Source organism: Paenibacillus rigui, from assembly GCF_002234615.1.
Taxonomy (GTDB): domain Bacteria; phylum Bacillota; class Bacilli; order Paenibacillales; family NBRC-103111; genus Paenibacillus_S; species Paenibacillus_S rigui.
Genome location: NZ_NMQW01000012.1, coordinates 186409 through 201078 on the forward strand (window position 1 = coordinate 186409; position 14670 = coordinate 201078).

The following is a 14670-nucleotide window of genomic DNA, read 5'->3' on the forward strand; positions in this document are numbered from 1 at the left end:
AGGTGAAAGAGCATGGCGACTAAACTACCAAAGGTACCGGTTGTGATCGTAGGCATGGGCTGGGTCGGCGGCATTATCGCGGCGGAGCTTGCCAAGCAGGGTACGAAAGTGGTTGGACTCGAGCGCGGCAAATCGCGTACGACAACGGACTATTATATGGTGCATGATGAGCTGCGTTATGCGCAGCGCTATGATTTGATGCAGGATTTATCCAAGGAGACGGTCACCTTCCGGAACACGGAGAAATTGACTGCGGTCCCGATGCGAACCTACGGATCGTTCCTGCTGGGAGAAGGGCTTGGAGGCTCGGGCATTCACTGGAACGGTCAATCGTTCCGCTTCCTCCCATACGATTTTGAAATTTACAGCAAAACGGTGGAGCGTTACGGAAAAAACAAAATTCCTGCGGGAATGACGATTCAGGATTGGGGCATCACCTATGACCAGCTGGAGCCTTATTTCTTGAAATACGAGAATATGGCGGGCATTTCGGGCGATTCGGATGAAAATCCTACAATCGGCAAACGGTCCGCCCCATTTCCAACCCCCGCGATGATTAAAACGCCTATATTGAAAATGTTCGAGGATGCGAGCAAAAAATTGGGATTGCACCCTTACATGGGCCCTTCTGCAAACTTGTCCCAGCAATACACCAACCCGGATGGCATTACTCGTGCCGCCTGTCAATATTGTGCCTTCTGTGAGCGGTTCGGCTGCGAATACGGCGCAAAGGCGGATCCGGTCGTTACCGTGCTCCCTGTTGCTGAAAAAACGGGCAATTACGAGCTTCGCACCTTTTCCAATGTCATCCAAGTTCTCAATGACGGGAAAAAGGCTACCGGTGTCCTTTATGTGAATACCGTAACCGGTGAACAGTTCGAACAGCCGGCCGATATTGTGGTCATGGCCAGCTACGTGTTCAATAACGTGAAGCTTTTGCTGCTGTCCAAGCTCGGCAAGCCATACGATCCGGCCACAGGCAACGGGGTTATCGGACGAAACTATGCTTATCAGGTACAGGGAGGTTCCGCAACCGGCTTCTTTGATGATAAGGAATTCAACCTGTACGCAGGGGCAGGGGCTCTTGGCATGGAGGTCGACGATTTCAACGGGGATAACTTCGACCACGGGCCGTTGAACTTTATCCATGGCGCCGGCATCCGCGTGTACCAGGCAGGCCAAAGACCTATTGCCAATAATTCGGTTCCTGCCGGAACCCCGGGCTGGGGCGCAGAATTTAAGAAAAAATCGATATTTTATGCAAATCGTACGATCACCGTTTCTCCTCAAGGCTCCAATATGCCGTGGAGACATCATTATATTGATCTGGACCCGACTTACAAGGACATTTACGGACTTCCGCTACCTCGGGTAACGTTTGATTTCGAGGATCAGGACCGGGAAATGGTCAAGTTTCTTGCAACCAAATCAACGGCCATCATGAAGGAAATGGCTCCTACCAACATGGGCTCCTCCGACCAGTTAAAGCCTTATAATATCGTACCTTACCAATCCACCCATAATACAGGGGGCGTGGTCATGGGTGCGGACCCCGGCACATCGGCGGTCAACAATTATTTACAAATGTGGGATGCAGAAAATGTGTTTGTGGTCGGTGCATCCGCCTTCGCCCATAACAGCGGCTATAACCCGACTGCTACCGTAGGGGCGCTGGCCTATCGGGCAGCGGAAGGCGTTATCAATTATATCAAAAAAGGCGGCGGCTCACTCGTCTAAGCCTCCTTTGGGAATGGCAGGTGCTCACATGGAAAACCAGGAATGGATCGAACATTTGACGGAGCTCCGCAAAAGGCTGATCGTTGTAGCAGGATGGTTTATACTCACCTTCGGCGGGGGCGTTACCGCTGCCCCTGCCCTCCTGCGATTTATCAAATCCCAGCCTACGGCCGCCAACATTCAGTGGAACGTATTCTCGTTTACGGACGGCTTGTTCATTTATATGAAATGCGCGCTGCTGCTTGCGGTTCTGTTCACGCTTCCCGTCCTGTTCTATCACCTGTGGGCTTTTGCACGCCCGGGCTTGACCGAGCAGGAAGCGAACGGCACGCTCGTTTACCTTCCTGCCTCGTTTCTGCTGTTTCTGACCGGGCTGTGCTTCAGCTATTTCGTCGTCTTTCCGATGATGGTGCATTTCATGATGAGGATGAACAAAAGTATCGGAGCGGTGGAAACGTACGGAATCGACAAATATTTCACTTTTCTGTTCGATGTGGTGTTTCCGCTGTCGACTGCCTTCGAGCTCCCCGTCGTCATCCTGTTTCTGACGAAGATCGGTTTGGTTACTCCGGACGTGCTGAGAAAAGTACGCAAGCATGCGTATGTTGGGCTTGCCATTGTCGGCTCCTGCTTGTCGCCGCCGGATTTTTTCTCTCATCTGTCGGTCACCATTCCGCTCATCCTGTTGTTTGAAATCAGCATTCTCGTCTCCGGCTGGCAGTACCGGTCGATGAAGGAGCCGCTGCCCAGCGGTTAACCTATTCTGAATCAAGGAGTGATTCGCATGTTTAACAACATCGGCATTTCAGGCTTGATTATTATCCTGGCCATCGCATTAATCGTGTTTGGCCCGGCCAAGCTTCCCCAGCTCGGACGCGCTTTTGGCGATACGCTTCGTGAATTCCGCAATTCCACGCGCGGCATCGTGGAGGATGAAGTCGAGAAGCCCCGCGAAGAGCCTAAGCAGCTGCTCTAAAAGCTAAGAACGATTGTGCTTACCGCGCCTTTCGGAAAAACAAACCAAACAAGCCGCAAAGACGACCTTCGTCCATGCGGCTTGTTCCATTTTTCTACGACGCCTCCGTTTTTGAATGATTCCGGAGGGAAGCTTTGACTCTACAAGCGATTGTCTCGTACCTCACCACTTATTTATTGTACCGATACCGCTTTACGCAGCTCCTTTTGGCTAATGACGTACTGCATTAATGCCGTTTGTGCCTGCCACATGTACGATGGAGCCGGATTCTTTTTGTATTCATCCAACGACACGACGGCCGTGTTCAGAGCCGTATTCATTTTTTGCACAGCTGCTTTGGCATCGTCGGCCAATCCCTCTGTCGCGGCTGCGGTCAGCCCTGTCCACGTCTGGTGCGCGGTTTTGATCGACTGCACCGATGCATCCGATAGGGGCCCCGGCTTGGCTTCTGCCAACTTGGCCGTTGTTACCGGTGCGATAAGCCCGAGCAGCTTATCCCCTTGCGAAACATAAGAGGCGAAGGCATCAGAAGACTTGCCGCTCCATTTCATCTTGCTTACTGCCGGCAGCTCCACGCTCTTCACCAGCACATCCATTTTCTTTTGCTGGAATTGCTGTGCCAAGCCGAGTGCATCATCCCGTGTCAAACTCATCCCTACGTATACCGGATATTTATCCCCTGCCTCGCTTACGGCACCGAAGCCTTTCTTTTTGAGATCGGCTTGAGCCGCATCCGCACTTTGAGACGTGCTGAATACACCGCTCTGCAGGAAGCTGTAGGTTTTGGCTCCGATATTGACCGCTACTGTCGCCGCACTGGATGTCAAAGCCGCCGTACCGCCTCCTGCCGCCTTGGCTCCGGCAGCTGCCGTTGTTTTATCTCCGGCGGGTGAGGTGGAAGCCGCCACAGAAGAAGACTGACCGGAAGGCACATTGCTCTTTGCCGCATTCTGTGTGTCCTTGGCATCATCGGAAAACATCGAGAGCACGAAGAAGCCGAAGGCAACCCCCGTAATCACCGCACCCGTGACGGACGTCACGATTTTGATCCACGACGAGCCCGGACGCTTCGTAATATAGGCGGTCTCTTCCGGAACATACCACCGATGATCCCGAAGAGGCTCAAGCTCCGGCTGAGCATAGCGTTCCTGATGGCCTATGCTGTCTTTACTATCCGCTTGCCTGGTATCTATATACCCGGACTCGGGATGAACCGACGTGCCTTGCGGCATTGTAGAGCCGCCCGAATCTCGAATCAGCTTCTCTACCCGCTGGGTCTCGATATCGAACGAGCTTTGCCAGCCCCCGAAATCCGTCGTGTATTGATTCAACGCTTGGCCATCAATGAAGGGCGACTGTGAAGCTCCCGCAGGCTGCGGCGTTATAGAGACGGATGCCTGCTCCAGGTTTGCTGGCTGAAGCGTATCGCTTGGATCCGGCTTCTCATCCAAAACCCGGTATTCCTCATTGCGCAGCGGAATGACCGTAGGCTGAGACTCTTTCACTATACGATCGGCGCCGCGTTGACGCCCAGGGTCGTGGTCAAATCGAAAGGTCATTTTGGCTTTGTTCATTTCGGCATCTCCCTTGTCCATTTTTTGTATTAATAGACTATGAAAGGATCGCAGGAAATAGAACAGGCTTTGCAAATCAAGACTAACCGGCTGCTTCGGAAAAAAGACAAGACACAGGCTACTTCTCCCCGTGTCTTGTCTTTTGTCCAGTAGATCAGAAAGTGTAAGTTTCCTAACCTTCGTCTACCTTGACAAACGCATGCCATCTGGAAGATGGCGAAGTCGTTTATCCTTGGACAAGCCTACATGTCGTTAGGCTTGTCGTTTTTCATTTTGCTCCATTGCGCCGCTTTCCAGCGCTTTCGCCAAACCGTCGGCTGCCTTCCAAATATCTCCTGCTCCCATTGTGAGCACCAGATCCCCGCTTGCTACAGTGCCAAGCAAGTAGGATTGCACTTCCTCTTTACTCGGTATATACCGGACATTCGCATTGCTGTTCTGGCGAATCAGCTCTACGAGCTTCGCGGAGGTAATGCCCTCGATCTGCTTCTCACCCGCAGGGGAGTAGATATCTGTAATGATAACTTCATCCGCATCGGGAAAAGCGCGGCTGAACTGCTCGAACAAAAAATACGTTCTCGTGTAGCGCTGAGGCTGAAACACGGCAACAATCCGTTTCCCGGTTGCCTTTGCCGCACTGATTGTCGCTTCAATTTCCGTCGGATGGTGAGCGTAATCATCGATTACGAGGATATCATCCACTTCCCCAAGCACCTGGAAGCGTCTTTTGGCACCGCGGAACTCCGTAATGGCTTCGGCTACCTGCTCGAACGAGAGTCCTGCCTCCAGGCATGTAATCAGTGTAGCCATTGCATTATATACGTTATGTTTGCCCGGAACGGACAGCTGGATCGTTCCTAGAGCTTTGCCCTGGAACTCCACATCAAACCGCGCCTTGCGGTCGCCCAGTTCAAGATTGCGGGCTATATAATCGGCATCGTCTTCGATCCCGTAAGTAATCACCTGACTATGGATTTGCGGGATCATCTCCCGCAGGTAAGCGTCGTCTTTACAGACAACCGCTTTGCCGTCTTCTTTTACCTGACTCAAAAATTGAGCATACGCATGCTTCAAATTTTCAAAGTCACCGTTGTAATTTTCCAAATGGTCCGCTTCAATATTGTTCACCAATGCAATATACGGATGATATTGAAGGAACGAGCCGTCGCTCTCATCTGCCTCGGCTACCACCCAATCCCCTTGGCCTGCCTTGGCATTGCTACCCAAATTCATAATCTCTCCGCCGATGATGTAGGTAGGGTCCTTCTGACAGCCTTCCAATACAAGCGCAATCATCGAGGACGTTGTCGTCTTCCCATGTGCACCTGCAACGGCAATGCCTTTTTTCGTATTCATGAGGCGGCCCAGCATCTGGGAACGGTGAAGAATCGGAATGTTCAGCTTCTGGGCTTCCGCGATCTCCACATTATCCTTGGACAAAGCCGTCGAATACACGACAACGTCCGCCCCTTTTACATGATCCGCTTCATGGCCTATGAAAACTTGCGCTCCCTTGGCAGCAAGCTTTTCAGTAAGCTCCTGCCGAGCCAAATCGGAACCTGATACTTGATAGCCCATTTCCAGCATCACCTTGGCAATAGCACTCATACCATACCCGCCAATTCCGATAAAATGGATGTGCTCAGATGTATTCACGCCGCTCTCACCAGCCTTTTTCAGAATCGGTTTGATGTACGATCCAGGAACGAACATCACCTATTAAATATAATGTGCCGGAAACGACAGCCAAGTCGTCTTGTGCTGTCTTGCCCTTGACCAGCTCCAGCGCCGCTTTCCAATCCGGTTCTACGATCACTTCCACATCGGTGCGGCCCATTTCCTTAAGCAGCGTCCTGGCCAGCTCGGCTAGCTTGGCAGCATCCTCCTTCTTATGCCAATCCGGCTCGGTAAGGATGAGTGTATCCACCAATGGTAGTATATGCTGCAAATATCCGGAATGATTCTTTGTAGAGAGCATTCCCATCACAAAATGCAAATTTTTGTATGCATACGTATCGCGCAGAGCTTGAGCCAGGGCGGCCCCACCCTCGGGGTTATGCGCCCCGTCAACGAGCATTCTAGGCGATTGGCTGATCATCTCCAGGCGCCCTGCCCATTGCGTTGCTTTCATCGCGCTGTACAGCACGTCATCCTCAACGATCAGGGCATAATATTGGCGCAGCACCTCCAGCGTCATGAGTGCAACCGAAGCGTTCTGCAGCTGATGTCTGCCGTTCATGGATATGCCGACCTTCGGAATGCCGCGGAAAGGCCCGAAGAAATGAAACGACTGGTCATTTTCCCGATCCGCGATCGCTTCATAACGGAAATGGCGGCCGCTCAAATATAAGGTACTTTGCTTCGCCCTGCTCACCCGCTCCAAAACCGCAATCGCCTCGGGCTGATCCACGGCACTAACGACAGGCACTCCCGCCTTGATGATTCCCGCTTTCTCGGCAGCCACTTTTTCCAGTGTATCGCCCAAAATCTCCATATGGTCATGGCCGACATTCGTGATCGCTGTCACGATAGGTGTAACAATGTTTGTGGAATCCAGTCTTCCCCCCAGGCCGGTTTCCCAAACAACAAAGTCCGGATAAGCGACATGAGCGAAATATTCGATAGCTAAGGCCGTGGACACTTCAAACATGGTCGGCTGGCCCAGTTCCGTCGCAGCGACCTGCTCGACCAACCGCTTAACCTTATTGACAACACGGACCAGATCCTCATCCGCAATATTTTCACCATTGAGCCGGATACGGTCCGTATATTTTTCAATATACGGAGACGTAAAGGTGCCTACATCATAACCGGCCTGCTTGATGACCTCACTCAAAAAGGCGCAGACGGAGCCCTTCCCATTCGTGCCGGCCACATGAATGAATTTCAAGCGGCGCTCCGGGTGGCCCAGCAGCTCCATCAGCTTTTCCATCCGTTTGAGGCCCGGCTTGATTCCGAACGGGACCAAATGCACGATCCACTCGACCGCATCCGCCGCATTCTGAAAACCGCCTGTACCCTGCGTGTTTTCTTCGCTCATCAAACTCACCCTTTCAGCTCCGCCAAACGGGCAATGACTTTGTCGCGTTTGTCCGCATAATCGGCCAGCTTCGCCTTCTCTTCCTCGATCACCTTCGCCGGCGCCTTCGCTACAAAGCCTTCGTTGCCCAGCTTTTTCTCAATGCGCTCCACTTCGCCATGCAGCGTTTGAAGCTCTTTCTCCAAACGTGCGATTTCCTGCGAAATGTCGATCAGGCCGGCCAGCGGCAAGTATAGCTCCGCACCTGTGACGATGCCTGTCATCGCTTTATCCGGTGTCGTCAGATCTAGACCAATCTCCAGAAGCGACGTATTGCTGAAGCGGCGAATGTATTCCTCATTGCGCTGCAATATCGCCAGCGTTTCTTCGCTTGAAGGCTTTACGAGAAGCTCGATCTTTTTGCTCATCGGCACGTTCACTTCCGCACGGATGTTCCGAACGGTACGGATAATGTCCATCAGCAGCTCCATCTCGCTTACCGCATCCGATGCTTCGAAACGGGCCTCGAATACCGGCCAGGACGCCAGTGTGATGGTCTCCCCTTCATGCGGCAGATGCTGCCATATTTCCTCGGAAATAAACGGCATGAACGGATGGATCAAGCGCTGTGTCCGATCCAGTACATAGGCGAGTACGGATTGGGTAGTTTTCTTCGCTTCCGCATCGTTTCCGTATAAGGAAAGCTTACTGAACTCGATATACCAGTCGCACAGATCGTCCCAAATGAAATTGTACAGCAATCGGCCGGTTTCTCCGAACTCATACGAATCCATCAGTCTCGTCACATCGCGAACCGTTTCGTTCAAGCGATGCAAAATCCAGCGGTCCGCCGTGCTCAGCTTGCCGCTCAAATCAATATCTTCCACCTTGAATTCGCCTAGATTCATCAGGGCAAACCGTGAGGCATTCCAAATTTTATTGGCAAAGTTGCGTGCCTGTTCGACCTTTTCCCAACGGAAGCGCAAGTCCTGCCCCGGTGTTGAGCCCGTCGACAGCATGAAGCGCATCGCATCGGCCCCGTACTTCTCGATCACTTCCAGAGGGTCTACCCCGTTGCCGAGTGATTTGGACATTTTACGACCCTCGGCGTCGCGAACCAAGCCGTGCAGCAGTACGTCCTTGAACGGAATTTGCTCTGTAAATTCGAGTGCGGTAAAGATCATCCGGGCTACCCAGAAGTAAATGATATCGTATCCGGTTACGAGCAGGCTCGTAGGATAGAAACGCTTCATATCTTCCGTGTCATCCGGCCAGCCCAGTGTGGAGAAAGGCCATAGGCCGGAGCTGAACCAAGTATCCAGAACGTCCTCGTCCTGACGCAGATTCTCGCTTCCGCATTTGGAGCACTTCGTTACATCGTGCTGCTCTACATGAATTTCATTGCAATCCTGGCAGTACCATGCCGGAATCCGGTGTCCCCACCACAGCTGACGGGAAATACACCAGTCGCGGACATTCTCGATCCAGTTCAAATAAATTTTTTCAAACCGGTCCGGCACGAAGTTGACGCCTTTGCCGGATTTTTGCGCTTCGATCGCACGTTCGGCGAGCGGCTTCATTTTGACAAACCATTGGGTGGACAAATAAGGCTCGATCACCGCACCACTGCGCTCGCTGTGACCGACTTGATGAACATGCTCCTCAATTTTAACAAGGACGCCAAGTTCTTTCATATCGGCAACGATTTGCTTGCGGCATTCAAAACGGTCCAATCCTTGATATTTGCCCGCATTCGCGTTCATTTGACCGCCTTCGTCCATAACCAGCACTTGCGGCAAGTCATGGCGTTTGCCCACTTCAAAGTCGTTCGGGTCATGGGCCGGCGTAATTTTAACCGCACCGCTTCCGAATTCCTTCTCTACATACTCATCCGCAATAATCGGAATTTCGCGTCCGATGATCGGAAGCACGAGCATTTTGCCGATCAGGTGCTTATACCGGTCATCTTCCGGATGTACAGCTACCGCCGTATCGCCCAGCATCGTCTCCGGACGGGTTGTAGCGACTGTAATGGACTCATTGCTGTCCTTCACCGGGTATTTTAAGTGATACAGGTTCCCCTGCACCTCTTTATATTCCACTTCGATATCGGAAAGAGCCGTGCGTGCTGCCGGATCCCAGTTAATAATGTAATTGCCGCGATAGATGAGACCTTTCTCATACAGCTGTACGAATACTTTGCGTACCGCTTTGGACAAGCCTTCATCCAGGGTGAACCGTTCACGGGAATAATCGAGCGAGAAGCCCATTTTCGCCCATTGCTCATGGATCGACTCCGCATACTGCTCTTTCCATTCCCAAACTTTATCCAAAAACTTCTCACGACCCAGATCATGACGAGAAACGCCTTGCTCGCGCAGCTTTTGCTCTACCCTTGTTTGCGTAGCGATCCCTGCGTGGTCCGAGCCTGGCAGCCATAGCGTATCAAAGCCCTGCATCCTTTTGGTTCGGATCATAATATCCTGCAGGGTGCAGTCAAGCGCATGTCCAATGTGCAGCATCCCCGTTACGTTCGGTGGCGGAATGACTATGGTATACGTCTCCACGTCCGGACGCTGTCCGGCTTTAAAATACCCGCCCTTCAGCCAGTAGCCGTACCATTTTTTCTCGGCTTCCTTAGGGTCGTACGTCGTTGGCATCGAAGTCGCTGCCTGCGTTGTTTTGGTTTCTTCCATCTTGATAAACCTCCATTATGCATACTCAAATCACAACCAAGGATAAACTGCTTCGCCGTCGTTCAAAGCGGCATGCGTTTGTCAAGGTGCTGCGAAGCTTATAGAGCCCATACGATATCAACTCTTTAACACAAAAAAATCCCTCCGTCGCAAAGGACGAAAGGATTTGCTTCCGTGGTACCACCTTTTTTCCGCAAACATCAATCAGCTCCTCGTCACCAAGCCATGACAGCTTAGCTTACGAGTGCTCCAGCCTGCGGCACTTCAACAGATAACGGCTGTGACCGGCAAAGTCTATCGCACAGGATGTACGTTGAACTTTGCAACTCCGGGGCGACTTCGGCCAGTTACATCCTGCGGAATCTCTCAGCGAAACAATTCCACTCTCTGAAGGGTTGGCTGCCTACTACTCCCTTTCCAAGTTGTTACAACAATATACTTCATATAATGATTCCTATGATAAACAACATTAAGGGTAGAGTCAATACGGGATGCGTCTAAAACAACCGATATCTCTCATTGTAACCAAAAAACGCCCCAACCAAACCCGGATGCGGGAGTTGAGGCGCATGATCCTACTTATTTGGGAATATAAACAACTTGCCCCTCAGACAAATCGGTGTCACCCAGCCGGTTAAACAGAGCAATTTCCCGCGGATTCAAATCATAGCGCTTGGCGATGATCTCCAGCGTCTCTTCCTTTTGCACGATACACAGCCGCACGCGCCGGAATTCCTGCTGCTCATTCATGGAGCTGAGAAGCAGTTTTTTCCATTCCAGCTTATCGTTTGCATTGGCAGGAGGCTGCTCCGCTTCATTCTGCTTTTCCTGCGCCTGCCTCATTTCGTTCTTGTTGGCTACGGCACTCTGCAGTAAGGACGTCAAGCCGATCGGTTTTTCCTGGACCGCCGCTTCTTCCTCCTTTTTACCTGTGAATGCGATTTTCAGCTCCTTCTTCTCTTCTGCAACTTGAGGCTCGTTTGTCTCACCGGCTGTCATAGCCTTGGATGCATCCACCAGACTGGCTTCCTCCGCTGGCTCTTCGTCCGATGCCTCAGCATCCTGTTCGGGGATGGCTCCCGCCTCCAAAGTGAAGGACTGCCGCTGATCCTCCTCAGCACTTGCCTGCGGCTCTTGAACCGGGTTGGCCGCGGCATAGGCAAGTGACGGATTGGACCATTCCTGTTGAGACGGATGCTGAGGTGCGTACGGCTGAGCATACCCTTGAGGGGAATACGGGCTGTACTGCGGCTGTTGTGGATGCTGCTGATCATATCCGGCATACGCCTGACCCGGCCACCCTTGGCTATTTTGTCCCGTATAACGGGGATCCGTAAATTGAGGGTCGCTGCTATACTGCTGCGCTTCGTTATTGGGTGGCTGGTCATACAGCGGTGGATGATATGGCTGCTCCGCCAAGCGCGGATCAGGCACTTCGTGTACGAACACGACCTCCTCTTCAACCTCCTGCCAATCTTGCCCCGCCGGTGCGGAAACAACCTCTAGACCGTTCAAGGAAAGCACGCCGGTAATATTTAAGCTTCGGGTAGACAGGAGATCGACATCAAAATTTTCAATCTCGACGGCAATATCCTCCACTCGCTGCACACGATTCATTGGGAGTGTAATTTCAACCGGAATCAAATGCTCCAATGTCCGGTTCACAGCATCCTGCTCATCCACATAGGTTCCTGAAAGCAGCAAATTGCCTCGGAGCAGCGCCTGATCACCTTGCGGCAGCACTTGAATATGCGGCACCAGCTCGACATCCTCCAATTCCTTAATTCCTGCTACCCCTTCTGACAAATGCACTCGCTCATAAATATCAAATCGCAAACCGCTTTGTTGTTCAGCCAATGTTTTGTCCTCCCTCCGCCAAACTCATCTCATACCAATAACAAAACATGAGACGGTCAGTTTCACTTGTCTATAAAGTTATATGGCTCCAGCGGAGAGAGCATGACTATATTTTTTGCAAAAACGAATAAAGACGTTCCATATCCTGAGGCCAAGGTGCCTCAATCTCTGTTCTTTCTCCGGTTAAGGGATGATTGAATACGAGCTTCTCCCCGTGCAGTGCCTGCCGGTCTATTCCTTCCTTGCGTCCCCCGTACAACGCATCCCCCCAGATCGGATGACCCAGATAGCTCAAGTGAACCCGGATTTGATGCGTTCTTCCGGTCTCAAGCTTCAGACGAACCAAGGCGGCGTCCTTCCACTGCTCTGCGACCTGATAATGAGTCACAGCCCGGTCCCCGGTAGGAGAAACGCGTCTTCGGGAGGCATGATGCCGGTCTTTGCCGATAGGGGCATCGATCGTGCCGTGCTGCTGCTTGAGTCTGCCCTGCACAATGGCACAGTACTCCCGGCCGATTTTCTTCTCGCGCATGGCTTCATCGAGAATCAATTGTCCCCACTCATGCTTCGCAAAAAGCACAGGGCCTGTCGTATCCTCGTCCAGCCGATGAATATGTCTCGGCCTGCAGGCCTGGCCGGTGCTTTCATAATAGCCGGCAACGGCTTCCGATAAAGTGACCGGCTCCGCGTCAGAGCGTGTGCCGTCCGTATGCAGCTTCATACCGGCAGGCTTCAGGACAACCAAACAAAAGTCATCCTCAAAAAGCACTTCTAAAGGGAACCACCTCGGTATAGTTTGTAGCGGTTCGTTCGGAAAAAGCTTCAGACGCGCACGCGCTCCCGCCAACGATACACCTTGAGCCTTGATTAAATTACCAAGAAATTTATCCGGTAACCTGATATACTCTTTCATGTCGTTTTCGTTTTGGATCGGCCGGGGAAGCCTGAGTTCAAGCCATTCCCCTTTTTTTTGCCAGGATATCATATCGCATTAAGCTCCTTTGATGTGCAGCATGGTAATACCTTTTGTGCATGCGAGTTTAGAATTAGTTTATCAAAAATAGGTCCCCACCGACAAAAGTGACTGCCGGATTGCCTGCTTTGTGCAAGTCTATTAAACATAGCGAAAATATGATAGAATAGATTAGATATGGTTGGTTTTTTTCATCCTATTTTTGCTTATTTTATATTAACAGGAGTGGACTTACGTTGAGTAGTGGAATACAACTTTTGAAATCAACGCGCCGCCAAATTCGACATTGGAGCTGGTTGAAACGAACGCTGCTGTCTATCGCTCTGATTACTTTTCTCTCCTCCAGCTTCCTGTTCCTGACCGGACCGGGAACGCAAATCCGCGAATGGATGGCTCAAACCGTCATCATTACGCAGCACAGGGATTGGGCATGGATCTTCGTCGGTGCCGAGCGCCGCGATGAACTCGTCCGCCAGATGCAGGCGTTCGTCGAGAGTAACTCCTTGGAGAGGCAGCAATCCGGCTTAATTAAAACATCCAACCGAAGAATCCGTTCGATCGACGAATTGATCAAGGTCGAGGACATCTCCGGTACGCTCTGGAAAGGGAAACGGATGTATGTGTACGATCCGAAATCAATCCGTCTTATGACCCCGGCCAAATCGGGTGAAGGGGAAAAAATTACTTCCATGGTTCAACGGACGGGAGCTGTTGCCGGTGTCAATGCCGGGGGCTTTAACGATCCAGAGGGACTGGGGAACGGTTTTGCCGCATTGGGTGCGGTCATTTCCGGCGGCTCGGTCATTTATACGGACCAGGACGGCACCGTGCCGCAGCATATTGTCGGATTCACCAAGGACGGTACGCTCATCATTGGCAAATATTCCATTAATGAGCTTCTGGACATGGGCATCTCTGAAGCGGCTTCCTTCTACCCGCGCGTCATTGCCAACGGCAAGCCGCTTCCTATTAATGATAACAGCCGTGCTCCACGTACAGCCGTCGGTCAAAAAGCGGACGGAACCGTTATTTTCATCGTTATCGATGGAAGACAAACCCATAGCGTGGGTGCTACGCTGAAAGAGGTACAGGACATGTTCATGGAGGACGGCGTCATTAACGCCGGATTTCTGGATGGGGGCGCCTCGTCCGAAATGGTTGTGAATGGCGAGCTGGTTACCAAGCCATCGAGCCGATACGGCGAAAGACGGCTGCCGTCTGCGTTCCTCGTTTACTCCAATCCGGAGGACGTCGTCGCGAACCGGGTATGGGATGGTATCGACAAAATTGATGCCGGCGGCTCGTACGACCATCCGGACTTCCTAAGGGAACAGGCCGAATTGAAGGCAAAGCAAAAAAGCAATCCGACGCCAACACCAACGCCGACCCCGACGAAGACGGAAACGGACAAAACGAAAACTTCCGAGACAACAACGGGAGGATCGACGAAGTCCACCAATACCGGTTCCAGCACAACCGATACAGGCAAGACGAGTACTCCAACACACAGTACGAAGGAAACGGAAACTGATAAAACGCCGGCAACGACCGGAAAAGATACGACGAATCCCACGAAGCCGTCTGGCAGCACAACACAGCCTTCTACAGGCAGCGGCACCGGTACGTCAACGCAAGGCAGCGGCACCACAACCAAGCCGACAACGCCGACAGAGCCTACAGGTACAGGCAATACGGGGGCAACGGGAACTACAAATTCGGGGACGAAGCCAACGACGACCCCTGCGCCAACCTCGACACCAACGCCTACCGCGCCTTCAACACCGACAGCGCCGACGACAACAACACCTGCCAAGACACCATAATAGGTGCTCTGACGC

The 14670-nt window shown here is 52.0% G+C and carries 10 protein-coding genes and 1 other annotated feature; of the genes, 4 read left to right on the forward strand and 6 right to left on the reverse strand.

Annotated features, from left to right (window positions below; genetic code table 11):
* Positions 1-12: 12 nt before the first annotated feature.
* The 3 genes from CF651_RS08415 to tatA are packed head-to-tail and all read left to right on the forward strand — an operon-like array spanning position 13 to position 2713.
* A complete protein-coding gene (locus tag CF651_RS08415; protein ID WP_094014411.1) occupies positions 13-1737 on the forward strand; it encodes a GMC family oxidoreductase in 1725 nt (574 codons plus the stop codon).
* A 28-nt stretch (positions 1738-1765) separates the two neighbouring features.
* Positions 1766-2494 (forward strand): twin-arginine translocase subunit TatC, encoded by a 729-nt coding sequence (gene tatC / locus CF651_RS08420; RefSeq protein ID WP_094014412.1) that lies wholly within the window; start codon positions 1766-1768, stop codon positions 2492-2494.
* A 27-nt stretch (positions 2495-2521) separates the two neighbouring features.
* Positions 2522-2713 (forward strand): twin-arginine translocase TatA/TatE family subunit, encoded by a 192-nt coding sequence (gene tatA, locus CF651_RS08425; RefSeq protein WP_094014413.1) that lies wholly within the window; start codon positions 2522-2524, stop codon positions 2711-2713.
* Positions 2714-2886: 173 nt separating this feature from the next.
* On the opposite strand, the gene CF651_RS08430 is transcribed toward tatA, so the two are convergent.
* The 6 genes from CF651_RS08430 to CF651_RS08455 all read right to left on the reverse strand — a co-directional run bounded on the left by CF651_RS08430 (position 2887) and on the right by CF651_RS08455 (position 12844).
* Positions 2887-4287 (reverse strand): SPOR domain-containing protein, encoded by a 1401-nt coding sequence (locus CF651_RS08430; protein WP_179232735.1) that lies wholly within the window; start codon positions 4285-4287, stop codon positions 2887-2889.
* Between the two features lie 252 nt (positions 4288-4539).
* Positions 4540-5943, reverse strand: a complete 1404-nt coding sequence (gene murC / locus CF651_RS08435; RefSeq protein WP_094014415.1) for a UDP-N-acetylmuramate--L-alanine ligase — start codon at positions 5941-5943, stop codon at positions 4540-4542.
* Positions 5944-5950: 7 nt separating this feature from the next.
* Entirely contained in the window at positions 5951-7327 is a 1377-nt protein-coding gene (locus CF651_RS08440; RefSeq protein WP_094014416.1) for a bifunctional folylpolyglutamate synthase/dihydrofolate synthase, read from the reverse strand.
* Positions 7328-7332: 5 nt separating this feature from the next.
* The gene (locus CF651_RS08445) at positions 7333-10002 is read right to left on the reverse strand and encodes a valine--tRNA ligase (protein ID WP_094014417.1); all 2670 of its coding nucleotides are present in this window, start codon (positions 10000-10002) and stop codon (positions 7333-7335) included.
* 149 nt (positions 10003-10151) lie between these two features.
* Positions 10152-10431 (reverse strand) — a binding site (T-box leader).
* 150 nt (positions 10432-10581) lie between these two features.
* Positions 10582-11859, reverse strand: coding sequence for a LysM peptidoglycan-binding domain-containing protein (locus CF651_RS08450; protein ID WP_094014418.1), 1278 nt, complete (start codon positions 11857-11859; stop codon positions 10582-10584).
* 106 nt (positions 11860-11965) lie between these two features.
* Entirely contained in the window at positions 11966-12844 is an 879-nt protein-coding gene (locus CF651_RS08455; RefSeq protein ID WP_094014419.1) for an RluA family pseudouridine synthase, read from the reverse strand.
* A 365-nt stretch (positions 12845-13209) separates the two neighbouring features.
* Here CF651_RS08455 and CF651_RS08460 point away from each other — a divergent pair, with 365 nt between their 5' ends.
* Positions 13210-14655, forward strand: a complete 1446-nt coding sequence (locus CF651_RS08460; RefSeq protein ID WP_425436234.1) for a phosphodiester glycosidase family protein — start codon at positions 13210-13212, stop codon at positions 14653-14655.
* Positions 14656-14670: the final 15 nt, after the last annotated feature.